This window comes from Rhodococcus jostii RHA1 (assembly GCF_000014565.1).
Lineage (GTDB): Bacteria > Actinomycetota > Actinomycetes > Mycobacteriales > Mycobacteriaceae > Rhodococcus_F > Rhodococcus_F jostii_A.
This window is the reverse complement of record NC_008268.1, coordinates 7,220,000-7,245,235: the sequence shown is the minus strand read 5'-3', so window position 1 is coordinate 7,245,235 and position 25,236 is coordinate 7,220,000. Positions and strand designations below refer to the sequence as shown.

Genomic DNA, 25,236 nt, shown 5'->3' with positions numbered 1-25,236 from the left:
CCTCGCCGTTCCCTCCAAGCGTGGCCAGTACCTCGAGTTACATGCAACTCGACACGGGCCAATTCACCCGGTGTTCACCTCCGACCACTCCGCGAGCCGCATCTGCGGTGTCTGCCGGGGTCGAAACCGGGTATTCCTCCCCCGTGCCGCATTCGTTCTCAGCTGATTCCGACGCCTCGGTGGACGTCGCGTGGGCGCTCGTCTCCCGGCCCTCGCGCTGGCCCGAGTGGGCGCCGCACGTCCGCGGAGCGTGGGGTCTCGGGTCCCCCGAGGTTCAGGCCGGCCGGCGTGGAGCGGCGCGACTGCTCTGGGTCGTGCCTGTTCCCGCGTCGATCTCGGCCAAGACACCGGGCCGTTCCTGGACCTGGCGCGTGGGACCGACGACGCTCGATCACGTCGTCGAACCCTACGGTGCCGGCTCGCGGATCACGATGACGATGTCCGCTCCCGGACCCCTCGACTCCGTACTCGCGGTCACCTACGGCCCGGTGGTGCGGACTCTCGTCCGTCGCCTCGCCCGCGTCGCGGGTGAACGCTAGCCGACCGCCACCGGCGGCGCTTCGGTCGGAGCGAGGTGTGCGCCGATCTTCCGGAACAGCCTGTCGGCCTCGTTCTTGTACGCCCCCGTGTCGTCGAAGGCGGCCGGCTCGTACGTGACGGCGATGGCGACGGCGATCTTCTGCGAGGGCAGATAGGCCTCGACCGCCGACGATCCGCTGAACAGCGGGTTCTGCATGAGCCAGGTCCCCACGATCGGTAGTCCGAGCCCGTAGGTGTAGTCCTCCGACTGCGGGAAGCAGGTGGTGCAGCCGGGCAGCGCGGTCGTCTTGCCACGCAGGTCCGTCGACACCATGGCCTCGTAGGACTCGGGCGACAGTAGTTCACCCGTGCCGATGGCGACGGCCGTGTCGTGGAGGTCGTAGATGTTCGTGATCTGGATGGCGCCGTGGGTGATGGTCCAGGACGGATTCCAATACGTGGATTCCTCGTAGAACGGTGCACCGGGCGGGATCTGCAGGGCCTCGCGCCGCTCGGACGAGAACGCGTGCAGGACGGGTTCGGGGATCGCCGCCGTCCCCGGATCCGTGGTGTCGTCGAGGCCGAGCGGACCCAGCACCTCGTCCTGCATGAGTTCCGTCATCGGCTGACCGGTGATCTTCTCGAGAACCAACCCGAGGATGACGTAGTTGGTGTGGGCGTAGTTCCAGTTCGTCCCAGGTTCGTAGAGCAGGGGCTCGGACGTGGCGAATGCCAGGAGTTCCTCAGGCGTCCAGTTGCGGAACGGTGCCGCGTAGAGGGCGCTGTCGAATTCGGTGTTGCCGATGACGTAGTCGACGTAGCCCGAAGTCATCTGGGCGAGCTGGCGGAGGGTCACGCGGTCGGCGTGCGGAATGTCGGGCAGCCACTTCGACACCGTATCGTCGAGACTCACCTTCTTCTCGTCGACGAGCTGGAGCAGCAGCGTGGACACGTAGGAGATGGCGACCGCGCCGTTGCGGAAGTGCATGTCGGTGGTGGCGGGCACTCCGGTCATCGACTCGCCGAGAGCCTGGGTGACGATCTCCTTGCCGTCGACGGTGACACGCACGATCACCGCCTTCAGGTGACTCTCCGCCATGGTGTCGCGCACGATCTTCATCACCGCGTCGGCCTGCGCCGGATCGGCCGACGAGACGGCAGAACCGCTGCTCGCGTCCGCGGAGGAAGAATCGGGGGACGAGGTGTTCGACGTGCACGCGGCCAGGAGAGCGAGGACGCACGTCAACAGGAGAATCCGCCGAGTCGGTGGCATACCCGAGCTTGGCAGATCCGTTCGGCCCAGGGAGTGAAACCCGTGGAGCCGGCCCGGATTCCGGTCAGGAAATCGGCCGGCGCAGATAGAGATCGCGCAACAGCGCCACCTCGGCGCCGTGATGGATGACCTCCCGGTTGATGTGCAACACCAACGCCGCCATGGGATAGTCCGCGAACGCTCCCTCGCCGGCGCCGCACGGCCGGGCGAACCCCTCGACCCCGAGGCTCCGGACACCTGCAGACCAGGCCGCATAGTTCTCGTCGAGTTGCGCGAGCGCCTCGGCCGCGGTGCCGGCGTACTCGAACGTCTGATAGTCGACGGGCGGCCCGCCGAAGTGACTGGCGATCCGCATCCCGAAGACGCCGACGACGAGATGCCCGAGCCGCCACGCGATGGTGGTGACCGGTGGCGGGTCCGGTTCGGGAAAGGCGAAGTCGATGGTGAACGCGCCACTTCCGGCCCGGACCGGCGCCTGCGACTGCCCGCGCGGGCGCACACTCCAGCCGTCCGGCGCGGGTTCCCAGAAATACTCCTCGTCGGTCAGCCCCTCCAGCCGGGGACGCAACTGCTGCTCCCAGTGCCAGCCGAGCTGATCGGCGAGTTCGTGCGGCCAGTCCATGTCGTGTCTCCCCTCTCCCTCTCCCTGTCTCCGATCGGGACACCGGTCTCGCGACGGCTACCGCACACCGTCCGGGGCCCGGACCCCCGGATGATTGGCCCGGAGGTTCATCGCCGCCAGCGTGACCGTCCGCTCGATCCGCCGCTGCCTCGTGTCCGGCTTCCTGGCTGACGCTATCCACTCCAGGATCAACCGTGTCGACGACGGCGGAAACCTGTCGAAGTTCGCGCGTGCGGCGTCGTGTCGCGCAAACGCTTCCTGCAGATCGCCAGGGATGGTCGCGCTGTCCCCGGTCGCCGTGTTCTCCCAGGTCCCCTTGGCCTTGGCCAGATCGATAGCGGCGTAACCGTGCTCGGTCATCAGTCCCTGCTCGATCATCTCCGCCGCGCGCTGCCGGTTCACCCGGCTCCAGGTGCTGCGCGGGGTGCGCGGCGTGAAACGCAGTCGAGAACTGTCGGCGTCACGTCTGCGGCGCAGGCCGTCGATCCACCCGAAGCACAGGGCCTGCTCGATCGCCTCGTGGTAGCGCACGCTCGGCGTTCCGCTGTCCTTGTGGTGGATGATCAGCCAGACCTCCGTCTCGGACCGGCAGTTCTCCGAAAGCCAGGCACGCCACTGCGCGGGCGTGCGAGCGACGACGGTGTTCACGTCGTGGGTGTCCATCACGCGCCTGCCTTCGCAGCCAGAATGTCCAGGTAGTGCTGGTTGAACATCACGCCGAGGATGTTCCCGAACGGGTCGGCCACGGATGCGGTGACGAATCCGGGCCCGTGTTCGACCGGCTTGCCGTGCAGGGTGGCACCCAGCGACAGCAGCCGCTCGACGCTCGCGTCCAGATCGTCGACGTGCCAGTAGGTCATCGTGTTCTCGGCACCGCGTGACCGGTCGGGCGTTGCGAATCTGCTGTCGATGATGCCGAGTTCGTGCTGGTAGTCGCCGAGCCGGAACTCGATGTAGGCGGGTGCCCCCTCCAGCGCGCGCACGAAATACGGCTCGACTCCGAGCAGTTCGGTGTACCAGGCCTGGGCGGCCGTGAGGTCGTCGGCGTAGAAGTTGACGGTGGTGAGTCCTCGCAACATGGGTGATTCCCTTCCTCGGTCGGTGACAACATTCATCCTCCAACTCAAAGTGCTCACCAATTGAGCACTTTCTGCGGGAAGCTGAGGACATGCGCGCTGACCGACTCGTCGCCACCCTCCTGCTGATGCAGGCCCGGGGTCGAGTGACCGCCGCCGAGGTGGCGGACGAACTGGACGTGTCCGTCGCGACCGCTCGCCGCGACCTGGAGGCGTTGTCCGCTGCGGGGATCCCGGTGTACCCGCAGTCCGGGCGCGGCGGTGGGTGGTCGCTCGTGGGCGGCGCTCGCACTGACCTCAGCGGGTTGTCCGCGACCGAGGCGCAGGCACTGTTCCTGCTGGTCGGCCCCGCGGCCGCCGTCTCGGGCGAGGCCAAGGCCGCGCTGCGCAAACTCGTGCGGGCACTGCCGCAGACCTTCCGGGCCGACGCCGAGGCCGCCGCCACTGCCACCATGATCGATCCCACCCGGTGGGGCGAACGCGATCGCCGCAGGCCCGAGATGGTCGACCTGCTGCAGGCCGCCGTGATCCGGCGCCGGAAAGTCCGCCTGATCTACACGAACAGCGCCCGGCAACGGTCCGAGCGGCTCGTCGACCCGTGGGGTCTCGTCGACAAGGACGACATCTGGTATCTCCTGGCCGGGACCGAACGGGGGCAGCGGACCTTCCGGGTCGACCGGATCGTCCACGCCGAATCGACGGAGCAGCCCGGCGAGCGCCCCGACGACTTCACACTCGCCGCAGCGTGGGAAGAAGTGGTCGGCGAGGTGGAACAGCGGCGCTCGACGACCTGGGCGACCGTGCTCATCGACGCCAGGTTCGTGCCGATCCTGCGCGATCACTTCGGGCGGCACTGCCACCCCGAGGGTGAGGACGACGACGGTCGCGCGCGGGTCCGTCTCGCCGCACCGACCCCGTTGGACATCGCCCGGAACCTCGCCGGCTGGGGTTCGATGGTCGAGGTACTCGAACCGCGATCGGTCCGGGCCGAGCTGGCCCGGATCGGCACGGAACTCGCCCACCACTATGCCGGCGAACACGGTGAGGCCGGATGACCGAGCTCAGTCGGTCAGGTAGCGCTCGACCGTCTCGACCTTCGCTCGCAGCTGATCGCTTCGACCCGGCCGGATATCCGCTTTGAGAACCAGACTGACCCGCGGAAACTGTTCCAGCAGAACGTCCGTTGCACGCTTCACGACGGCCATCACCTCGTCCCACTCGCCCTCGACGGTGGTGAACATCGACGTGGTCTCGTTGGACAGTCCGGATTCGCGGACCACCCGCACGGCCGCTGCGACCGCGGCACCGACGCTGTCGGAGTCCCCGCCCATCGGGCTGACGCTGAATGCCACCAGCATGTGCTCTCCTTCTCCGGGAATCGACCACCATCGAATCACCTCGTCCAGGATTCCGCTGCATCCCGATCGCCCGCGCGAACAGGTCGTTCCACACACACGTCGGGCGGCGTCCCTGATGAGGGGGCGCCGCCCGCGAGCACGAACGTCGGGTTACCAAGCTGCATGGTTGCGCGGGGTGGAATGTGGCCTCGGCGTCAGACATCCCCCCGCCTGACGCAAGCCCACCGCGCTGAGCCCAGTTAGTGGGCTGTACTTGTGCGTGGGTGCCTACAACTCGTGCTGGGCGCCACGACCGAGAGGTGGAATCTTCTCTTCCGGTCCGACCTTGGTCTGCCGTGGATCCGTACCTCAGGTCTACCCCGCATATCCGGATAAGGCAACGAACGTGAGCCAGAGCCCGCCGGCAGACGCTTCCCACTCGCCCGATACCCGAGCTGCGCGGGTCACCGACCCGGTCCGCCGGGTACGACAGACCTCACTGCCGAGGCGTACAAAGGAAATACACCCGTGAGGCCGGGCAGTGGTGAGACAAGCCGCCATCCGCGCGATCTATGTGACAGGAAGAGCGATCTCCTCCGGCCACCCGCACAGAGAGGACATCGCATGGGAGTTCCGTGGGCATCACGGGCACGATCGGATGCGTACTGGGAGCAACAAGTCTCCGGCGAAGCGCGCAGCTGCGACAGCGGCGAAGCGAGAAAATCCGCATCCTCCGACACCCGCCCGACCCTGGCCGACCACAGCCTGACTCACCGCAACACTGACGCAACTGACACCCCACCTGCAGATCACAGCGAGTGAATTCGCCGGCCTCGGGAGACGACGACCCACACCCGACAGTCCCGCACAGCGGCAACATCATTCGGTTTCACGGGATGCCCGGTCCGTCAGGAGTCTGCCAGCCACGCCAGCACGCGGCCCCGCGACCAGCAGCGGCCGATAGCCTCGGCAGGCCGAGCCGACCGGTCGAACACGGCCAGGCCGATGAGGCTGTGCCCAGAGGCGTGGCGATCGCCGAGCGTGGGTATCGTCGGTGCGACTCCGACTCCCTCCACTGACACCCACGCCACCGGCCGGCCGGCTGCCGCTTCGTGTAGGCGGTCCAGGAAGCGCAGGCGACTCTCGACCGGGAAACGCGACAGCGCCCACGTCGTGGTGACGACAGGCAGGGCGTCCGCGGGCACCCGGGCGACGGCGTCGGGCATCACCTCGACGGCGTCGCCGTGCAGCAGCAGCGGAGGGGCCGACGCCGCCAACGCCATCTCCGCGTCGAGCCTCGCGATCCGCTCCGGCTGATCCGGCCACAGGCAGGCGCGCAACCATCGGGCCTCGTCCGCGTCGGTCACGTCGACCGGATCGAGGTCGACGCCGATCCGGGCGACGACCTCGGGCATCACCCGCGCCGGGACGGGCCGGTCTCCCACGATCGAAGCCGACAGCTGCACGGGAGAGGACAGGTCGCCAAGCGACTGTCCGTTGCCGTAAGTGATGCCCACACGGTCGACATTGAGGTTGAGCCCAGCCGAACAGCCCACGTCGATCAGCCCCACCGCATTCGCGCCGACCCGGCGCGCCGCCTCGGCAATGGCCGGATACAGCACGGTGCTGCGTCCGGTCTCGTCGGGCCGCGTCTTCCGGCGCACGGCGAGAGCCACGACCGAGTCGGTCATCCGCAGCAGCGTGTCGACCGCCGCGCCGGCGGCAGCGTCGCCGTCCGTATCGGCATAGGCCGAGGCAAGCGCGGGAGCGCGACCGGCGAGGGCGAGGTCGTGCAGCGCGGCGAGGATCACTTTCGGGTGTCGCTTGCGCGCGGGCGCCGCCTCGATGGCGCGCAGCGCCTCGTCGGACTCACTCAGGGCGACGGCGACGCGCCCGTACAGCGGCGACGTTTCGGCGTCGATCTCACCGAAGTGTCGGTACACCTGAGCGAGTGTGCGGGCCCTACCCACGAATGCAGCGCTTCCTGCGGTCACCTGACATCGACGCTGATTCTAATGGCGAGCGTTCCAACGTGACAGGGCATTACGCCGTTCGGGGCAGGGGCGGCCCTGTACGCGCACCGGCGTGCGCCTGCTGCCGCAGCGCCTCCAGATTCTGCCGCATCTGCGGCCGCATGTCCCGGTGCTGCGGCTGCAGGCGTGTGTAGAGCGGGAGCAGCGGGCGGTACGGCAAGACGTCGATCCGATACGAGTGCGTCACCCGGGTCCCGTCGCCGTCCGCTCGGAAGGTGTATGACCAGGTGGTCGAGTCGTGGTACAGCGGGTTGCGCCGATCCGACACCGTGTGGAATGCGAACGTCCTGCCCGGATCGGCGGCGGTCACCTCGCAGACCCGGGACCAGCGCATGTGATGTGCACGGTTGTGCCCCCGGAATCGGGCGCCCACGGTCCCCGGCGGCCGTCCCGGTAGCCACGCGCAGCCGCGGCACTCGGGGCTGCGTTCGCTGATTCGGGTGACGTCGGCGACCGCGTCGTACAGCTGCCGTGCCGGGACGTCGATCCACAGTTCTGCCGAGCCCTGGGTGCGGGGTGGCTGGTGGAGCCGGGGGCTCACGTCGAGGTCGGCACCCCACCGGGCGGCGCACGCCCGCCGATATGGTCGCTTGAACGCATGGATCAGCATGAACCGGGTGGCCGGATCGACCTTGCGGACGGTGACGTCGTAGTCTTCCCGGTCGACACCGTCGACGATCCAGTGAGCTTCGATCCCCAGCTCCCGCTTGGTCTTCGAAGCGATGAACACCTGCTGCTCCACGTCGTCCCACTGACGACGGGTCAGGGTGCGGGCGACGACCGGCATCATCTCGTCCTCTTCGCGCTGCAGATGCGGCAGCAGAACCTGTTCGAGAGCCGTGAGGGAACGCGAAAGGTCTTCTCGGGCAGCCGGATGCGCACGGTATTCGACCGCCGCGGCGGCGACCCGCTCCAACTCGGGGCCGATTCGCGCATGGTCGGCGTCCATCACGTCGAGCAGTGCTCCGGCGGCCGGGTTCAACTCGCGGACCAGCGGCCACAGCCCACGGTCCTCGCCGCTGTGGTGCAGGTGCAGGAAATGCATCATCCACACGAGGTGATCGGCGAGTGCGACCCGCTGGGTCCGCGCGGGCGGAGGTGGTGTGCGCAGCACCTGAACGGCGCGGGCGATATCACGGCGCAGTGCGCTGTGGACGATGCGCATGATACGAGTGTCGGCGGGAGGCCGAGTGTCGGTTGTCATGACCTACTCCAGACAAAAGCGCCCGTATGTCACACCGGGCGGTCGAGGATTTCTTCGATGCGGTCGATCAACCATGACTCGTAACGGTCGCGACTCCAACCGCATTCGTCCACGAGCAGGGCGTAGACCTGGTCGCCGGTCTGGACCCACAGTTCGTCGACCTGACCGGCATCGGCGTGATGGCCCGTGATGAGGTGTGCGACGTCGGCGACCGAACGCCTGCGCTGGCCCTCCAGGTCGGCGGCCACCGCTGCGAGCGTGGCATCCGCCGTCGCACCCTGACGGATCGCCACGGCCAGGCGGTAGATGCGCTCGTTGATCCTGGCGATCATGCGCGCACCCGTCTCGATGCGGTCGCCGGTCGTGCGCCCCGTACCGATCGCCATGTAGACGGGCCGGTCGGCCAATGGCACCTGTGCGTCGTCGCCGACGATGGCGACCTCCAGCGCCGCCTTCAACAGGTGGGCCTTGGATCCGAACGTCGTGTAGACGGTTTCGACGGAGACCGCCGAGGCCTGTGCGACATCCCTCATGCCGGTGCCGACCCAGCCGTGCTCGGCGAACAGCCGGGTGGCGGCCTCCAGCACGACCGCCCGCGTCTGAGCTGCCTGCATCCGACGCAGCGGAGAGCGGTAACGGCGGGTCCCGGATCCGCCCGGATCCGCCGAGTCGTAGTCGACCGTCGCCATACCCCAAGGGTAGAACGCGCAGGTTTTCAATACAACACTGTTCCAGCGATTTCCGGAACGACCCCACGTACTACATCCGCGCGTTCCGGACCCGACTCAGCTTCAGTCCACCCCCACCCGGGTGCCGCGACGGTTGGGGGTCCGACGGAAGCTCCGATCGGACATGATCAGATCGTGGCAACCTTCAACGACTACGACGCGTACGCGTCGGCGTATGACGCCGATACCGAGAACAACGTGTACAACGCGCTGTACGAGCGACCCGCGACGCTGGCGCTGGTCGGCGACGTCGCAGGCAGCAAAGTACTGGATGCGGGCTGCGGCAGCGGTGCGCTCTCACGCGCACTCGTCGCCGCCGGTGCTGCCGTCACCGGCGTCGATCTCAGCACGGGTCTGCTCGCGATCGCCCGGACGCGCCTCGGTCCCGATGTGCCGTTGATCCGGGCGGACCTCAACCAGCAGTTGCCCATCCGGTCATCGACCTTCGATGTCGTCGTCGCCTCGTTGGTCATGCACTACGTCCACGATTGGTCGAGACCGTTGACCGAGTTTCGCCGGGTACTCGTGCCCGGCGGGTGCGTCGTCATCTCGACCCATCACCCGTTCGTCGACTTCAGGCTTGCCGGGGAGGGCGACTATCTCGGAACGTACGAGTTCACCGAGGAATGGGTGAAGTCCGGCGAGACCTTCCACATGAAGTTCTGGCACAGGCCGTTGCACGCCATGTTCGACGCATTCAGCGCAGCAGGATTCACCGTCGAACGCGTTTCGGAGCCGCGACCCGGTGCGGCGGTGCGCGATCGCTCCCCCGAGCACTTCGATCGGCTCAGCCGTGAGGCACCGTTCATCTTCTTCACCCTGCGCGTCAGGGAAAGTGCATCAGCTTCCTGGCGAGGGCGAAGAGACGGCGGGCGAGCCTCACCACGGGCAAGCCCAGAGGAAGCAGGATGACCGTCACGCAGAGCACCCCACCGACGATCCATACCACCGCCGCGACAATGCCCAGCACCGTGCCGAGTACGGCCGGGAGGATCCCCAGCACCACGTCGAGCAGGCCCCGTAGTAGTCGCATGACAACCTCCTGACCTCCTGGTTCCAGTCTGCGCGCGGACGGTCCGAAGCGCACCCCTGACAGCCGCCCGTCAGGGAGGGTGAACGACTGCACGGTCAGACCTACAGTGCGTGGCGTGTGACGGCCTGTCGCACATCGGGATCGAACGGTTGCGCTAGACCACTCGCTCCAGCGCGCGCACGTCGGCATCGAGTTTCCGGTACAACCAATACACGGCGACGAATGCGAGCCCGGAGGCCGCGCACAACCCCAGGACCGAGTCGCGCACGAGAGGAAGCTCCGCGGGTTCGAGGGTGCTGAATCCGGCCAGCACCCCGACCAGTGGCACGGACGCCGTCACCGCCAGGTAGACCGTCGTTCTTCGGCGCAGCCCGCGAAGAACGACGGTGTCGTGCGCAGTCGTGAGGCCGTGGCGCAGATAGATGGGATAGACGCAGCGAACGACGTAGAACGTCGACAGAAAGAACGTGTACGCAACGGAGATGGTGCCCGCCACCAGAACAGTCGTCGCCGCATGGACCATCAGCCGGGCCGGAAGGTCCGTGAACCAGCGAAGGAACATCACCCCCGCCACGGATGCGCAGACCGCAAACACGAACGTGTTCAGGGCACACATATCGCCCCAGACCAGTGTTCGCGACCGCACCCGCGCGAGGACGGCCTCGTCGTAGCGTCTGCCCTTGCGTAAGCCGCGAGGAACCGCGAGCAGATCACGCGACATATAGGCGTAGATGAGAACCGCCAGCGGCCAGGCACAGAGGTTGAAAACGATCGTGCTCGTGTAGAGCTTCGCGTACGTGGCATCGGACAGGCGCTCGTTGAGCAGTTCCTGGAGGTGCACGGCGAGGTAGATGGTGGCCAGGCCGATGCCGACCAGCGAGGACGACCACAGAATGGGGGTGGGCGATCGGGACAGTCGCGCCCGCCAGCTGTTCGGGGGCGGATAGACCAGGTCGCGGGACCGCTCCTCGAGGCACAGGTCGAGCTGCTGGGCCAGTTCCGAACCGGACGGGTAGCGATCGTCGCGGTCGGGCGACAGGCACTTCAGAAGCACGCGGCGCAACGCCATCGGGCAATCCGGCGGAAGCTCCGACAGGAATTTCGCCTCGACGGGGCTGCGCCGCAGCTCGAGCATGCGGGCCAGCGACGTCTCCGACTCGCCGGCGGAGGTTTCGTCCGCGAAGGGACGGCGTCCCGTGAGCAACTCCCACAGCATGACAGCGAGCGCGAAGATGTCGCTTCGCGTGTCGAGGTCGGCGGCGGTCGCCGGCGAGCCCGGATGGCAGGCTTCGAGCTGTTCGGGCGACATGTACGCCAGCGACCCGCCGAAGTAGGCCAGCGGACTCGTGCCCTTGATGCGATTGCTGGCGCTGACGTTGAAATCGGCCAACTTCGGAATTCCCTCGGCGCTCAGCAGCACGTTCGCGGGTTTGATGTCTCGATGCAACACTCCCCGCTCGGATGCGTGCTGAAGCGCGTCCGCGAGTCGGCAGCCCAGCCAAGCCACAGTCTCCGGCCACGTCAGTGCGGAGGCCCGTGCGCGAACGGCGGATTCGCTGGGCCGAACCTCACCCTTGGCGGCAAGGACCCCGTCGACGGCATCGAGCAGTAGTTGACCACTGCGGTGTTCCGGAGGCGTCGAGCGCAGTAGGTGCACCACGTCGAGCAGCGTTCCCCCCGGTAGGTACTGCATGTAGAGCAGCTTCAGTTCGCCGTCGGCGATCAGTCGCTGGTCGAAGATCCGCACGATGTATTCGTGGTCCAGTTGGGCGAGTGTCTGCGGCTCGATGCCGTGGTTATGGGAAATCTTGACCGCGACCAGGCGTTGCATCGATTGTTGCCGAGCCAGATATACCTGGGCGAAGGCGCCGGACCCGATCCTCATCAGAAGGTCGAAATCGTCGACACGGTCGCCGACATCGATGTTGCCCAGAACAACTTGCGCCAATGGACGGGCAATCATCGTGCTGCAGTAGTCACTCGTGAGCTCGTCGAGGTCGGGGCCACCCGCCATGGTCGCCGCCTCGGCGGCCATGGTTGCCGTATCGACTCCGTGCGCACTTCGGCGCAGGGCGTGGAATTCCTCGTAGACCAGGTCGGCAGGAAGCGGACCCTCCTGCAACTCCGCGAACTCCGCACGGTATTCGGTCAGTCGTTTGGGGAAGCAGTGACGAACCCAGCGGTATTCGAGGTCGATCTTGATCAGTTCGATCAGTATCGAACGCCGCTCCGCCGGTTCGCGGGGTAGGAACGCGGACAGGTCAGGCGGGGACCCGGACCCCCAAGCCTCGGAAAACCGTGCCACGACGGTGGCAAGCGCTGTGCGGGTTCGTTCGGCTGATTCGACCAGATCGGTCCGCTCGTACATCGGTAACTCGGAGTGCGGCCCCGTGCGATCACACGGCGACTACGCCCGGTGCGGCCTTGTGTCGTTGTCGACCCACATTGTGTCCTTCCGCCGAATCCCCCGATCAAGGGTATCGCTCCGCTACGAGCGCATGGGCGGCAAAAGCGGGGATCGGCCTCGGCGGTAGGGACTGCCCAGCCGAATCCGGGAATCGTCGAGTATTTGCCGGTACCTGCGCGATGCAGCACGAGACGCACCCTTCGCGAGGCACGATAGATCGGGAGGTCGGCGCCGCTGACACGGTCTCAGCGGCAACCACCGGCGGTGATCGTGAGGGTGGTCGTATGAGCAACACGACATCTGTCGTGGGTCGACGGGTGCTGGGGCTGGTGTTCTTCCTCGTCCTCGCGTTGTACCTGGCACTCTCCGTCGGGATGTTCGACAAGCGGTTCACCAGGGTCGTCAAGGTCGACCTCGTCACCGATACCGCCGGAAATGCCCTGCCTCCAGATGCAGACGTGAAGGTCCGAGGCCTCATCGTCGGCGAGGTGCGCTCCGCGTCCTCCCAGGAGGACGAGGTCACCCTGGCTCTCGCGATCCAGCCGGACAAGGCGCCGCTGATTCCGTCCGACGCGAGGGCGCGGTTGCTGCCCAAGACGCTGTTCGGTGAGCGGTATGTGTCGCTGATCGTTCCCGAGGGCGACACTGCTCCGCCGATCCAGGCCGGCGACACGCTGCGTCAGGACAAGAGTGGCAGCGCCGTCGAGGTCGGTCAGGTTCTGGACGGTCTGCTGCCGCTGCTGCAGGCGATTCCGCCGCAGGACCTGGCGAACACGCTCGGCGCGCTGTCCCAGGGACTGAGCGGCCGCGGCGCCGAACTCGGCCTGACACTCGACCGTCTCGAGGAGATCTTCGGCGGGCTGAACACCGAACTTCCTGCCATCCAGGAGGATCTGCGCGGTCTGGCGGACTTCTCGCAGACGTATTCCGAGGCGGCACCCGACCTGGTCGACGCCCTCGACAACCTGCGTACCACCGGAAACACCGTGGTGGAGAAGCAGGGCGAGATCTCCACGTTGCTGGCGTCGCTGACCGGAACGAGTTCGTCCACCGCGGATCTCCTGCAGACCAACGCCGAATCGATCGTCAGCATCGCCGCCGATTCGCGTGAGGCGCTGCAGCTCCTCGGCCGCTACTCGCCGAGCTTCGGTTGCACTCTGGCGGACTTCGTGAAGGCCGAACCGATAGCCCGAGAACTGCTCGCCCTGGACGATCCCTATCCCGGCGGTCGTGGTTCTGTTCAGTTCATCAACCCGAAAGGTCGCTACCTGCCCAACCAGGACGAGCCGCGCCTGCTCGACGACCGCGGACCGGCTTGCTACGACAACGTCACCGCACCGGGCGGGAACTTCCCGCAGTACCCGGGCGGATCGTTCAACGACGGCTCGTACCAGGTTCCGTCGCGAAATCCCGGCCCGTCGACCATCGAATACTTCCCGGCGCCCGCCGGCGTCCCCGAACAGGTCCCGGGGTACGGATCCCAGATCATGCCCGCAAGTTACGCGGGTTCGAAGATGGAGCAGGACACGCTGGACGTCGTCTACGGCGAGGCCGGGGGCATGGCGCCGGAAAACGTGCCGAGCTGGACGACACTCGTGGGCGCCCCGACCATGAGGGGAACCGACGTGTCCTTCAGATGACGACCCGCGACCGTCGCCCGGGCCCCGGACCGCGGTTCGTCAGATCGCCGCCGCGGGGACCTCGACTCCCGGTCCGTCGAGGTCGTCCAGCGCCACCCTCCGACCGGAGACGGCCAGGAGAAGCGACAGGGCGGTGCCGCTCACCTCGGGGCCCTCTCCGATCGACACCTCGGTGTCCGCTGCGGTCAGCCGGACGCGGGCCACGAGTTCTCTGGCACCGCCGAAGGACGCCGGGGTGCGCGTCTGCAGGCGGAGCGATCTGTCGACGGCCTCCGCCGGGTAGGAGCGGGTGAGTCCCAAGGGCCGACGGATGTCCTCACCGTGGACGATCTCCTCGACGAGCCGGCTGTCGAGGGGGGCCGGAGGCGTCGACGTCCGCGACGCCACCCGACGAAGCCGAGCCAACGTCTCCTGCGGTGAGGCACCGCGCTCGCGTTCGACACCGCGGGCATTCTGGCGGTCGAAGTCGAACCGCGCCCGGGCGAGACCGACCATGAAACCGAGGCGCGTCGTCCGAGCCGTGTCGACCAGGTGGGCGACCACGTCGTGCACCGTCCACTCGCCGCCGAGCGACGGCTCGTCCCACCGCGCCGCGTCGAGACTCCCGCGGTCGTCGACCAGCGCCACACGCTCCGCGTGCACCATCGACCAGCCATCTTCCACAGCTCGCTCCTTCGGTCGGCCACATCGTATGCACGGTAAGACTCGTCGCGACACGGAATCTCATCGCTGCTCGGGGAACGACCGAATGAGAGCCGACCCACATGGTCAGCCGTCGATGGTGAGCAGGTCTGCGAGGTTGTCCAGGCTCGCCCGCACCGTCCGTGAGTACGCCTTCGCGACTATCGGGTCAGCCAGCTTACCGAAGATTCCTCCGAGGCCACTTTCGCTGTCGGTCCGATAGGTGAACAGGGTGCCGCCGTCGACTTCCTCGAGCCTCGTCGTCGCGGTGAAGCCGACCTTGCTCTCCACCGACTTGGACGTGGCCACCTCCAACGGCTCGTACTCGACGAATTCGGTCACCCAGTCGAGGCGCCTACCCAGAATGCGGGTTACCCCGCGCCACCGGGTGCCCACCCCGAGTTCCCCGTCGGTGAGCTGCTCGCATTCAACGGTGGACGCCTCCCACGACGGCCAGTTCTCCGCGACGGTGACAAAACTCCACACTTCCGACGCAGGACGGGCGATGACGACGGACTGCTCGACAACCGGCATGGTGATCATCCTTCTGGTGATGGCTGGATCGGAGTCGACCTGCCTCGTCACGCCCCTCAGGCGATGTAGGGCCAGAAGACTGGAGACCGGTCTGTTTGATTTTCCCCTCTGCGCGGGGTCGCTGTCACTGATGGTTAGCGCATCAAAACGCTGGTAGCGGAGTAGACAAGCCCACGAAACGCCGGCGAAACCGGTGCTGGATCGATCCGCCGAGGAGCAGAGATGATCGAACCATGACATCGGATCGCCGTACGCTTCGAAACACATTCGAGTTGGCCGCCGAGAAGTACCACCCCGCTCGGCCCAGCTATCCGTCGGCGCTCTATGACGAACTCGTCCTCACGAGCGGACTGCGCCCAGGTGACTCGCTACTGGAGATCGGAGGAGGCTCGGGCAAGGCCACCGTCGAACTCGCGCGGCGGGGCTTCACCATCACGTCGGTCGAACTCGGGCATGAATTGGCAGCGATCGCGCGTGCGAATGTGGCGCCGTTCCCCAACGCCGAGGTGGTCTGCGCCGATTTCGAGCACTGGGAGCCGGCGCCAGGCATGACCTACGACCTCGTATTCGCGGCAACCTCCTGGCACTGGATCGACCCCGCAACGCGATACATCAAGGCGGCCAGTCTCATTCGCCCCGGAGGGCATCTGCGTTGTGGAGTGCACAACACGTGTTCCCGGAAGGTGGGGACCCGATCTTTCGAGAGATCCAGCCCGTCTACGAGGAGATCGGCGAAGGTCTCCCGGATACCGCGACGTGGGCGCGCCCGGGTGAGCTGGCCGATCATCAGGCCGAAATCGAGCAGAGCGGGCTCTTCGACAGCGTCGTGGTGCGTCACTTCGACTGGGAAGTCAGCTACGACGTGGACGGCTACCTCGACCTTCTCGACACCTTCTCCGGCCACATCGCCAGGGCGAAATGGCAACGGGAACAGCTGTACAGCGAGATTCGTCGTCGAGTTGCCGAGCGGCCCGAACGCCGCATCCGGCGGCACTTCGGTACAGTCCTGCACATTGCCCGCCGCCGCAACCGGGCGATTCCTCCGAATCCGCACCGCTCCGGCTCGATCCCGCAAACGCAGGTCGAGACCCGACCGACTCTCGATCACGGCCGGGGAGCGTCGCGGGCTTCGGTGTCGCCGTCGAACGCGCACAGGCACCGTGGCTCCGCTCCCCCGAACAGTGCGACCGCCAACCCCAGAACCCCTGCACCGCCGGCCAACACCGCACCGAGCATGAACATGTCAGTCACACACCGCAGCCATCCACGTCCGAACGGCACGTCAAGGCGGACTCAGCATCGCGGACCGGGCGATTCTACAACTGTGGGAAACACACACCACCATCCGCGAGGGCCCTCACAACGCGGCCACCGGCGACGGAGACATCTACGACGCCCGCGCCCGCCAATTCGCCGTCACCGCGGGCAACTACATCGCCCCCGCCGCAGGAAGCCTATCCGTCCAACGCGGCGAACCCACCGAGAGAATGGTCCGGGAAGCCGCCTTCAGCATGGTCTGCACCACCATCCCGGAAATAAAGTCACGCATCCTGACCACCCGTCACCCCCAGTGAATCTGCGAGACCGAGGCGCGATGACACCCGAACCGAGTCAGACGTTCACGACAGTAGCGGCAAGCTGCTCACATATCCCCGGTCCCATCGCCGGCGTCCCGCTCCCGGCACACCGTCCACGAACAGCGGGAATCCGCACTCGCACAGATCCGCCATGCCTGTGCCAAGCCCGGCCAAAGCGACACGATCCTCGATTGATCGCAGCAGGACGTGCACCCACGGGCGGGAGTCCACCATGCGGGCACCCGAGCCCGCACAACGATCGTGTGCAAACAAGCCCAGCGTGATGCGCCGTGCATCACGTGCACCCCAAGTCGTGAGTGCAAACTCTGGACTGGCACGGCACCCGGCACCATGGGCGCGGCGCCGGATCGGCGGCAAGCAGGTCGCAGCCGACTCGAGTCAGCCGGACCCTTCGACGTACGACGCCAGGTTTGCCAGCGAGGAGGCGATCCCGGCCTCGTGTGCCGCTTGGTCTATGCCGGGTGGCACGTCCGTGGCGGTGACGGTCACCTCGGTTCCGTCACCGGCGGCGGCGAGGTGCCAGGTCATCGTCATGGTGCCCGCGTACGAGGGGTCGTCGGCTTCGAACACCGCCCGCTGCACCACGCATTCCGGTGGCAACAGGTCGGCGAATCCGACATTGACGACATCCGTCGCATCTGACGTCTTTCCGGGGCCGTCGGCGGGGTCGAGGTAGGTCAGGACCATCCGGAACCCGCCACCAGGCCGGGGATCCCACCGCTCGACCCGTCCGCGCATGCCGTCCGGCGGCAACCAAGCCTCGAGGGACTCCCGGTCGAGGAGAGCGCCGTACACAGTCGCCGGTGGTGCCGCGATCGTCCGGCTGGCGCGGTCGGTCCTGTCCATCGCCCGATTCTAACTAGCGCCGCCCCGTCCCAATCAGTGCCGACGCGGATGGATGTGTTTCGGGGTACTGGCGGCGGGCTCATCGGCCAACCACCGGTAGACACAGGCGATTTCGACGAGTGTCCTCCTCTTGATGAGCGTCCCTGCCGTGTCGGACAGCCGTTGCGCACCGCGAGGTGCGCGTACCGCTAGTCGCCGCCGGTGCCTCTCTCCCGCTGTCCGCGCACTCCTCAAAGCGGCGTTTCGGCGGCGTGACAGCAGGATTCGGCAACCCGGTAACAATGCTGCGGGCGAGTTGGCGTCCCGCGGTGCGGGCGTTGATCCGCTGGATCCTCTTCGCGATCCTTGCGCGTCAGTGGGCGACAAATGCTTCCATCGCAGGGTGTTGGGCCTGCCTACGGGCGCCCAATATCGTGCGCGCCGATGTAGTTCATTGGCAGAACATCAGCTTCCCCAGCTGAATACGCGGGTTCGATTCCCGCGTCGGCTCCCTCCCTCCCCAGCGCTCCAACAAGATCAACTTCGCGACCTCCGGATGCGCTGTTACTGCTGCCCGTCCGTTCGCACGCCCCCCGGGCGCCGTCACAGCCTCTTCCGTCCTCATCGGCACAAGACCGGCAACCGTGGGCCAGTCACCCAGCAACCGCCCGGGGTTTCCGGCGAGTCGACCCTCGCCGAGGAGGTCGTGGCCGTTCCATTACCGGACCACGCCACGAGTACTCATGCTCCCCAATGGTCACACACATCGCCACCGGAAAAGGATCCTTCGACCGTCGCACGAAAGCAGGGTGAGCGCGCCCGGTCGCCCGTATCCTGATGGACGCTCGGCAGACAGTCATTGCACACCTCGTCGATCATCCCGCCTCGTTCGACCGCCTCCGCGTCTCCTCAATGCGCTGGCGCTGCCGGACCCCGTACGCCGCCTCCTTGACGGCGGCGTCGTCCTCGAGACCTGACCCGAGCGCCCCACCGATGGTGGCGATGGACGCCAGCAGCCAGGTGAGCGTGAGGTAGTCGGAGAAGTTCACCCCGCGCCCGAGAATGCGGGACAGCAGTTCCGGGGGAAGAGCGAGACACGCGGTGAACAGGAGCAGGCAGAACAGGGCCACGTGGAGGACGATCACACCGATGACCAAGGTGGCGACGGTCGCGGTGTTGTACAACACAGATCGATCGCGCTCCTCCGGCGACTTCGGCCGCTCCCACAGTTCGTGATCGAGGATCAGCCAGAGAATCATCGCCACGATCGACAGGATCGTCGCCGCACTCATACGCCATGGGCCCATCGTGTCGGCGAACAACCAGATCGTGTCGGTGGCCAGTGCGATCGCACCCGTGGCGAACGCGCCGACGAGCACCTTCGACAGTCCGGTGACCAGCCGCCACGGCCGGTTCGCCCGCACCATCCCCGACAGCAGTCGCAGTCGCCGCAGTCCCGAGGGCGCGAAGTACCGGATGCCGTCCTCGATCTGCACACACGGGAACCGTCGCGCCGCGCCGGGGGGCATGAGTTCCGGTTCCCCGAGGATGTGGGCGATCGCGAGTTCGGTGACGGTGCGGATGCGGCGCTCGATGTGGACGCCGCCCACCGCGGCGACGGAGATGAGCGCGAAGAGGTGGTCGGCGCTGACGTCGGCCACCACCGGCAGGGTGCCTTCGCGGCGCGGTAGGTCGGTGAGGTACACGACGATGTCCTCGCCTTCGGAGGACGGATCGACCGCGTCGATCACGTCTGCGAAATCCGCTTGCTCGTCTGAGAGGTAGGGCTTGCTGCGCACGCACGTCGTCCACCAGCGCTCGAGGCGGTCACGGCTTCGCATGCGTTGCGGCAGGTGCTCCGCGACGCGTTCCGCGAGAGCCGCAGGCGTGCCCGGATCCGCGATGAACAGCACCGAGACCTGCTCACCCGCGGCACCGGATTGCCCTCCCCGCAGGTGCTCATTCGCCTCCACCGCCTTCGCGTACCCGCTCGGTCTGCCCCCAAACTCCAGCCAGTGCGTGCGAGTCCACCACAGCGCCGCCGCGGATCTCCGCCGCCTCTGTCCCGTAGACACCATGAGCGGCCGAGGATGCACCGTCGACACGACTACAATCGGCTAGCCAACGCAACGTGCAGGGCCGCAGCACCGATTCCGTCCACGCGCGTTTCGGTCGCTCTTGGAATCGTCGTTCAGCTGGCGGGGCGGTCTGTCACGGTAACCGAGATCTGCTGGGTCTCGCCGCCGCGGAGCACGGTCAGTTCGACTCGATCGCCCGGGTCGACGGCACGGAGCGCCGCGATGAAGTCCTCTGCCGACTCGGTGTCGTGGCCGTTGACCGCGGTGATGACATCGCCGGGCCGGATACCCGCGGTCGCAGCCGGACCGAGCGGGACGACCTCGAGGACGACGACACCGTTGGTGCGGTCGACTGCCAGTTGTTCGGCGATCTGCGGGGTCAACGTGCCGGGTTGAATGCCGACGTACGCATGCTGGGCGGTTCCCGAGGCCAGCAGCTGGTCCGCGACATCGACGACATTCGCCGCGGGGATGGCGAAGCCCAGAGCCACCGCACCCTCCGACGGAGGAATGTAGGCCTGACTCATCCCCACGACCCGCCCTTGTCCGTCGATCAGCGCACCCCCGGAGTTACCCGGCGAGATCGCGGCGTCGGTCTGAATCAGGTCCACCAGCGGGGCCCCGGTGGAGGCCGACCCGGGGATCTGACGGTGCAATCCTGAGATGATGCCCGAGGTGACTGTGGCCTCGAACCCCAGTGGACTGCCCACGACTACGGCGAGCGCACCGACCTCCGGCAGCGCTGTCTCGAACGTCGCCGCAGTCAGATCCGTGCGGTCCGCTTGAAGGACCGCGACGTCGGTCACGCGATCGACGGCCCGCACGTTCGCGGACACCTGTTGCCCGTCCGCGAATGCCACACTCACCTCCCGGGCACCCTCGACCACGTGGGCGTTGGTGACGATGGTGCCGTCAGTCTTGTAGACGATGCCGCTGCCCACGCCGGACCCGGTGAGCACTGTCACGACCGAGGCCTCCACCTGCCGGACCAGTGCCGGCAGGTCTACGGCAGGCCCCGCTGAGGGCGTCGAGGTGGTGGGAGCCGAGGCGCCGCATCCCGCGAGGAGGAGGACCACGATCGCGACCAGCGGCGCCCAGATCGAGGAACGTACGGTCGACGGCACGCGCATCAGCGACCGCCCTCCGTGAGGAATCGGTCTCCTACATACACCTGCCGCGAGCGGGCCCACCCGATCAACATACCCCTGCCTGCTCCCGTGGTCGGCGACTCCCGACCCGCCTCACATACCCAATTGAAATCTACATCGACGATTACAGTGGCGTTTCTCAACTACTACGGCGACGAGTCGTATATTGTTGTACTACTTTCACCTTCAAACCAGCTCCCCCGTTTAGGCCCGATTCGGTTGCCGTACAAAGAAATCAGAGTTCAGCGACTCCACCGAATGGGCTGATCCAACAGCTGAGAAGTGGATTTCGCCGCTGTTCGATTCTGCGCCAAGTAATTAGAGTCCACCGTCGGGGGCCTGATCCTCTACGTGAGGATGAAGCAGCTGTTATTCCCAGTGCTCCCGCGACTGTACTGTCAGGGTGGAATCGGCTTCCTGCTTTCGGCTTGCCGGGCCCTAGTACTGCAACGGCACTTATGGGAGGTGTCCGCGACGTCGGTAGTGGGAGGTGCGGGCCTGGTGTTGTCGGCGCCGTCGCCAGTTCGACCAGGACCAGATGTGCTCGTCCGGGTGGGCGTGTCGCAGGATCAGTTGCACGAGCAGGCGGCGGATCTCGGGTAGCGTGTACGCGATCATGCCCTGATCTTCGATCCCGATTCCCCCTTTACCGCTTCGGTTTTCGTTCCGGCGAGCCAGGCGAGGGCGAGCATCGACAAGGTGATGTGGGCGTACCAGGCCCGGTAGGTGCGTACCTGGTACTGGTCGAGGCCGGCCTCGTTCTTGGCCTGTTGGAAGCATTCCTCGACCCGCCACCGGGAGCCGGCGATGGTGGCGAGTTCGGTGAGCGTGGTGCGGCGGGGTCCGGCGCAGATGTAGTACGCGATCTCGGTCGGATCGGTGAGGGATCGGCGGGCGAGCAGCCAGTGCCCTCGCCCGGGTGCCCAGGCGATCCGGATCGGGATCCGCACCCAGGAGTATTCGCGCGGCCCGTGTGCGCCGTCGCCGACGGAGATCCGGCGCCACTGCTTCGCCGGGACCGCGGCGATCATCTCGTCGGCGCGGCCGGAGCGGCCGTGCGGGGTGAACACATCGTCGTTGCACCGGGTAGCCAACACATACGAAACATCGCGTTCCTCGAGCCAGACCCGCAGGTACTTCACCTGCCCGTAGGCCTCGTCGGCGGTGACCCAGGAGAACGGGACCCGGGCGCCCCGGGCGCGTTCGATCATGTGTTGCGCCAGTCTCGGTTTGGTCGCGAACTCCACCTCGTCACCGATCCCGGCGGCGCGGCACCGGTCCCGGTCGGAGGTCCACGACTCGGGCAGGTACAGCTCCCGGTCGATGAGCGCGTGCCCGGCCGTGCTCGCGTAGGCGAGGAACACCCCGATCTGACAATTTTCCACCCGCCCGGCGGTGCCCGAGTACTGGCGTTGCACCCCGGCCGAGCGGGTGCCCTTCTTCAAGAATCCGGTGTCATCGACGATCAACACACCGGCCGGATCGCCGAGGCGTTCGACCACGTAGTCACGGACGTCGTCGCGGACCCCGTCGACGTCCCAGTCCGCCCGCCGCAGCAGCCGTTGCATCCCGTCCGGGCTCATTTCGCCGGCCCGCTCGGCGAGGGTCCACCCGTTCTTGCGTTCCAGACCCGCAACCAAACCCGTCACATATTCACGGACCCGGGACCGCGGCTCCGACCGGGCGAACCGACCGGAGATCCGCTCATGCAACGCTTCCAACTCGGCAGCAACCAGATCGAGGACCACACAACCAGTATCGTCTACCTGTCAAGCAAGTGCCGTTGCAGTACTAGTCACTCACTTCCTTCGGCTGCGAAAATTTGCTATCGGGAGTTGTACTCATGGATTCCCCGAGTAGTGGCTGATGCCCGTAGTACCGGCCGCCTCGAGCGGGTTCCGGCGGAAATTTATGCCCTGGGTGGGGTGTGGACGCCACTGTCCCCGTTGTGTGGACGCCCATGATGCGAATCTTGGTGACGCCCAGAGGCGGATGAGGAACTCTCAGGCGGTTGGGCCTCCGTGAGCTCAAACGATTGACTGATCGACCGAACGCCGAACTGGTACGCGAGGGCTCGGCGAATCCCGAGTCATTAACGCCTAGGGGGCGTGATGTCAGAGTCCAGTGGCGGGACCTCCGCGGTCCGTCCGAACCGACCTGCCCGCCAGGTGGTAGCAACGTTCGACAACTACGCCGACGCTGAAAGCGCCGTCGACTATCTCTCCGACCAGCATTTCACGGTAGACAAACTGGCCATCGTCGGTCGCGATATCGAGCTGGTCGAGCAGATCGTCGGCCGCTTGAACTACGGCTGGGCCGCTCTGCGCGGCGCCGCCGCGGGCGCGCTGACGGGTGCGCTGTTCGGCTGGATCTTCGGGTTACTCGATTGGGTCCAGCCGCTGCTCACGGGCCTCGCGCTCGCCTTCTACGGGTTGGTGTTCGGTGCTGTTGTCGGCGCTCTGCTCGGCCTGCTCATGTATGCGCTGCAGGGCGGCCGGCGCGACTTCACCTCGATCCAGTCATTACAACCACGTCACTACGAAGTCCTCGCCGATGTCGAGGTTGCGGACGAAGCCGTCCGCTTGCTCACCGGCCGAACCGATCGAAAGGAATGAGTCATGGCGACCGCTGTGGGAATAGACCTAGGCACCACCAACTCGGTTATCGCAAGCTGGCAAGGCGGCGAGCCGGTGGTGATCTCCAATGTCGAGGGAGCGCGGACGACGCCGTCGGTGGTGGCGTTCACCGAGAGCGGTGAACGCCTAGTGGGTCAGCTTGCCCGACGGCAGGCGATCTTGAATCCGAAGGGCACGATCTACTCGGCGAAACGCTTCATCGGACGCCATTACGACGAGATCTCCGAGGAGGCCAAAGCGGTCAGCTTCGACGTCGTGCCGGGTGACAACGGTGAGGCCCGATTCGACGTGCGGGGAAAGAAGTACGCGCCGGAGGAGATCAGTGCCCTCGTGCTGCGCAAGCTCGTCGACGACGCGAGCAAGTTCCTCGGTGAAAAGGTCAAGGAAGCGGTCATCACCGTTCCGGCCTACTTCAACGACGCGCAGCGCAACGCCACCAAGGACGCCGGCCGGATCGCAGGCCTCGAGGTTTTGCGGATCATCAACGAGCCGACCGCTGCGGCACTGGCGTACGGCATGGACAAGCAGACCCACGAAACCGTACTGGTCTTCGACCTCGGTGGCGGCACCTTCGATGTGAGCCTGCTCGACGTCGGCGAGGGAGTAGTCGAGGTTCGTTCCACGGCCGGCGACTCCCACCTCGGCGGCGACGACTTCGACCGACGCCTGGTGGACTACCTCGCCGACGAATTCCAGCGTGCGGAGAATATCGATCTGCGCAAGGATGCGCAGGCGTTGCAGCGCCTCTTCGAGGCCGCGGAGAAAGCCAAGGTCGAGTTGTCCTCGGTGACACAGGCCCAGGTCAACTTGCCCTTCGTCACCGCTGACGCGAACGGTCCCAAGCACCTCACCACCACGATCATGCGGTCGAAGTTCGAGGATCTGACGGCGGATCTGGTGGAACGCTGCCTCGACCCGGTGAAGCAGGCGATGAGTGACGCCAAGGTCACCGCCAACGACATCGACGAGGTGATCCTGGTCGGTGGTTCGACACGTATTCCGGCGGTGCAGGCGCTGGTTCGCCGGCTCACCGGCGGTAAGGACCCCCACATGGGCGTCAACCCGGACGAGGTCGTGGCGCTCGGTGCCGCAGTCCAGGCGGGCGTGCTCAAGGGCGAGGTCTCCGATGTGCTGTTGCTCGATGTCACCCCGCTGTCCCTCGGCGTCGAGACGCAGGGCGGGGTGATGACCAAGATCATCGAGCGCAACACGACGATCCCGGCCCGGCGCAGCGAAGTGTTCTCCACGGCGGAGGACAATCAGTCCGCCGTCGACGTCGTGGTGCTGCAGGGCGAACGCGAACGAGCCGCCGACAACCGGGTGCTCGGCCGGTTCCGGCTGGAAGACATCCGCCCCGCGCCGCGTGGCGAGGCCCAAGTCGAAGTCACTTTCGATATCGACGCCAACGGCATCCTCAACGTCACCGCCCGCGACAAGGACACCGGCAAGGAGCAGAGCATCACGATCAGTGAGCAGGGCAACCTGGACACCAGTGAGGTCGAGCGCATGCTGGCAGAGGCCGAACGGAACCGGGGTGAGGACGAGGAGCTGCGCAAAGCGGTCGACGCACGCAACGCGCTCGATTCGGTTGCATATCAAGTGGAACGGCGACTCGCCGAACTCGGTGACAGTGCGCCACCGCACGACAAGGCGCGGGCCGAGATGCTGATCGCCGACGCCAGGAAGGCCGTGAAAGACGGTGCTTCACCCGCGGAGGTAGAGCCACTCACCTCGGAGCTGCAGCAGCTGCTCTACGGGCTAACGCCGGTCCAGGACGGCGGCGACGGACATCAGGCTGGAGGCGCAGAGGCTGCGTCGTCGGATGACGACGACGTGATCGACGCCGAATTCGATCGAAGCTGAG

At 66.6% G+C, this 25,236-nt stretch carries 24 protein-coding genes, 1 tRNA gene and 1 pseudogene; 8 read left to right on the top strand and 18 right to left on the bottom strand.

Translation table 11 applies throughout. From position 1 onward, the window contains the following. Positions 1-143 precede the first annotated feature (143 nt). Positions 144-539, top strand: coding sequence for an SRPBCC family protein (locus RHA1_RS32895; protein WP_011598545.1), 396 nt, complete (start codon positions 144-146; stop codon positions 537-539). Here the strand turns inward: RHA1_RS32895 and RHA1_RS32890 are convergent. From RHA1_RS32890 to RHA1_RS32875, 4 genes are all read right to left on the bottom strand, one after another. After that, a complete protein-coding gene (locus RHA1_RS32890) occupies positions 536-1,792 on the bottom strand; it encodes a serine hydrolase domain-containing protein (RefSeq protein ID WP_011598544.1) in 1,257 nt (418 codons plus the stop codon). The two genes, RHA1_RS32895 and RHA1_RS32890, sit on opposite strands and share 4 nt — an antisense overlap. 64 nt (positions 1,793-1,856) lie before the next feature. Further along, positions 1,857-2,414, bottom strand: a complete 558-nt coding sequence (locus RHA1_RS32885) for a DinB family protein (protein ID WP_011598543.1) — start codon at positions 2,412-2,414, stop codon at positions 1,857-1,859. A 57-nt stretch (positions 2,415-2,471) separates the two neighbouring features. Then, on the bottom strand, positions 2,472-3,077 hold the full coding sequence (locus RHA1_RS32880) for a YdeI/OmpD-associated family protein (protein WP_009479985.1): 606 nt from the start codon (positions 3,075-3,077) through the stop codon (positions 2,472-2,474). Further along, entirely contained in the window at positions 3,077-3,493 is a 417-nt protein-coding gene (locus RHA1_RS32875) for a VOC family protein (RefSeq protein ID WP_009479984.1), read from the bottom strand. Before RHA1_RS32875 ends, RHA1_RS32880 begins: the two co-directional genes overlap by 1 nt. Positions 3,494-3,582: 89 nt before the next feature. Here RHA1_RS32875 and RHA1_RS32870 point away from each other — a divergent pair, with 89 nt between their 5' ends. Continuing rightward, positions 3,583-4,545 carry a helix-turn-helix transcriptional regulator gene (locus tag RHA1_RS32870; protein ID WP_011598541.1) on the top strand — a complete coding sequence of 321 codons (963 nt, stop codon included), beginning with the start codon at positions 3,583-3,585 and terminating at the stop codon, positions 4,543-4,545. Positions 4,546-4,551: 6 nt separating this feature from the next. Here the strand turns inward: RHA1_RS32870 and RHA1_RS32865 are convergent, their stop codons facing one another. The 4 genes from RHA1_RS32865 to RHA1_RS32850 form a co-directional block, all read right to left on the bottom strand. Next, positions 4,552-4,848: an MTH1187 family thiamine-binding protein gene (locus tag RHA1_RS32865; RefSeq protein ID WP_009479982.1), complete on the bottom strand. Its 297-nt coding sequence runs from the start codon at positions 4,846-4,848 to the stop codon at positions 4,552-4,554. Between the two features lie 887 nt (positions 4,849-5,735). Next, positions 5,736-6,770 (bottom strand): DUF2332 domain-containing protein, encoded by a 1,035-nt coding sequence (locus RHA1_RS32860; RefSeq protein ID WP_237723753.1) that lies wholly within the window; start codon positions 6,768-6,770, stop codon positions 5,736-5,738. A 100-nt stretch (positions 6,771-6,870) separates the two neighbouring features. Further along, positions 6,871-8,064 carry a hemerythrin domain-containing protein gene (locus RHA1_RS32855; protein ID WP_011598538.1) on the bottom strand — a complete coding sequence of 398 codons (1,194 nt, stop codon included), beginning with the start codon at positions 8,062-8,064 and terminating at the stop codon, positions 6,871-6,873. A 29-nt stretch (positions 8,065-8,093) separates the two neighbouring features. Next, a complete protein-coding gene (locus tag RHA1_RS32850) occupies positions 8,094-8,753 on the bottom strand; it encodes a TetR/AcrR family transcriptional regulator (protein ID WP_011598537.1) in 660 nt (219 codons plus the stop codon). A gap of 174 nt (positions 8,754-8,927) precedes the next feature. Between RHA1_RS32850 and RHA1_RS32845 the strand changes: the two genes are divergently transcribed. After that, on the top strand, positions 8,928-9,704 hold the full coding sequence (locus RHA1_RS32845; RefSeq protein WP_011598536.1) for a class I SAM-dependent methyltransferase: 777 nt from the start codon (positions 8,928-8,930) through the stop codon (positions 9,702-9,704). Here the strand turns inward: RHA1_RS32845 and RHA1_RS52150 are convergent. After that, positions 9,619-9,825, bottom strand: coding sequence for a hypothetical protein (locus RHA1_RS52150; protein ID WP_041812233.1), 207 nt, complete (start codon positions 9,823-9,825; stop codon positions 9,619-9,621). The two genes, RHA1_RS32845 and RHA1_RS52150, sit on opposite strands and share 86 nt — an antisense overlap. Before the next feature lie 154 nt (positions 9,826-9,979). Next, entirely contained in the window at positions 9,980-12,193 is a 2,214-nt protein-coding gene (locus tag RHA1_RS32835) for a serine/threonine-protein kinase (protein WP_011598535.1), read from the bottom strand. A 323-nt stretch (positions 12,194-12,516) separates the two neighbouring features. Here RHA1_RS32835 and RHA1_RS32830 point away from each other — a divergent pair, with 323 nt between their 5' ends. Then, positions 12,517-13,872, top strand: a complete 1,356-nt coding sequence (locus RHA1_RS32830) for an MCE family protein (protein WP_011598534.1) — start codon at positions 12,517-12,519, stop codon at positions 13,870-13,872. Positions 13,873-13,911: 39 nt separating this feature from the next. Here the strand turns inward: RHA1_RS32830 and RHA1_RS32825 are convergent, their stop codons facing one another. Both RHA1_RS32825 and RHA1_RS32820 read right to left on the bottom strand, forming a co-directional pair. Then, entirely contained in the window at positions 13,912-14,535 is a 624-nt protein-coding gene (locus RHA1_RS32825) for a maleylpyruvate isomerase family mycothiol-dependent enzyme (RefSeq protein WP_011598533.1), read from the bottom strand. Positions 14,536-14,640: 105 nt separating this feature from the next. Further along, a complete protein-coding gene (locus tag RHA1_RS32820) occupies positions 14,641-15,096 on the bottom strand; it encodes an SRPBCC family protein (RefSeq protein WP_081437495.1) in 456 nt (151 codons plus the stop codon). A gap of 224 nt (positions 15,097-15,320) precedes the next feature. Between RHA1_RS32820 and RHA1_RS52145 the strand changes: the two are divergent. Further along, a pseudogene (locus RHA1_RS52145) lies at positions 15,321-15,698 on the top strand (class I SAM-dependent methyltransferase); the annotation flags it as partial. 493 nt (positions 15,699-16,191) lie between these two features. Here the strand turns inward: RHA1_RS52145 and RHA1_RS50700 are convergent. Together RHA1_RS50700 and RHA1_RS32810 are read right to left on the bottom strand one after the other, a co-directional pair. Then, the gene (locus tag RHA1_RS50700) at positions 16,192-16,338 is read right to left on the bottom strand and encodes a hypothetical protein (protein ID WP_167540962.1); all 147 of its coding nucleotides are present in this window, start codon (positions 16,336-16,338) and stop codon (positions 16,192-16,194) included. A gap of 725 nt (positions 16,339-17,063) precedes the next feature. Further along, positions 17,064-17,531, bottom strand: coding sequence for an SRPBCC family protein (locus tag RHA1_RS32810; protein WP_011598530.1), 468 nt, complete (start codon positions 17,529-17,531; stop codon positions 17,064-17,066). 419 nt (positions 17,532-17,950) lie between these two features. On the opposite strand from RHA1_RS32810, the gene RHA1_RS32805 reads away from it, so the two are divergent. Continuing rightward, a tRNA-Gly gene (locus RHA1_RS32805) sits at positions 17,951-18,020 on the top strand. A 365-nt stretch (positions 18,021-18,385) separates the two neighbouring features. On the opposite strand, the gene RHA1_RS32800 is transcribed toward RHA1_RS32805, so the two are convergent. The 4 genes from RHA1_RS32800 to RHA1_RS32790 form a co-directional block, all read right to left on the bottom strand. Beyond that, complete coding sequence (locus RHA1_RS32800) at positions 18,386-19,483, bottom strand: hypothetical protein (protein WP_050787435.1); 1,098 nt, start codon at positions 19,481-19,483, stop codon at positions 18,386-18,388. Between the two features lie 218 nt (positions 19,484-19,701). Next, the gene (locus RHA1_RS32795; RefSeq protein WP_011598528.1) at positions 19,702-20,718 is read right to left on the bottom strand and encodes a S1C family serine protease; all 1,017 of its coding nucleotides are present in this window, start codon (positions 20,716-20,718) and stop codon (positions 19,702-19,704) included. A 474-nt stretch (positions 20,719-21,192) separates the two neighbouring features. Further along, complete coding sequence (locus RHA1_RS50695) at positions 21,193-21,354, bottom strand: hypothetical protein (RefSeq protein ID WP_005569480.1); 162 nt, start codon at positions 21,352-21,354, stop codon at positions 21,193-21,195. Beyond that, positions 21,351-22,484 carry an IS701-like element ISRhosp4 family transposase gene (locus tag RHA1_RS32790; RefSeq protein WP_011598527.1) on the bottom strand — a complete coding sequence of 378 codons (1,134 nt, stop codon included), beginning with the start codon at positions 22,482-22,484 and terminating at the stop codon, positions 21,351-21,353. Before RHA1_RS32790 ends, RHA1_RS50695 begins: the two co-directional genes overlap by 4 nt. A gap of 363 nt (positions 22,485-22,847) precedes the next feature. On the opposite strand from RHA1_RS32790, the gene RHA1_RS32785 reads away from it, so the two are divergent. Further along, the gene (locus RHA1_RS32785; protein WP_011598526.1) at positions 22,848-23,351 is read left to right on the top strand and encodes a YflT domain-containing protein; all 504 of its coding nucleotides are present in this window, start codon (positions 22,848-22,850) and stop codon (positions 23,349-23,351) included. A gap of 3 nt (positions 23,352-23,354) precedes the next feature. Next, on the top strand, positions 23,355-25,235 hold the full coding sequence (dnaK, locus tag RHA1_RS32780; RefSeq protein ID WP_009479962.1) for a molecular chaperone DnaK: 1,881 nt from the start codon (positions 23,355-23,357) through the stop codon (positions 25,233-25,235). Position 25,236: the final 1 nt, after the last annotated feature.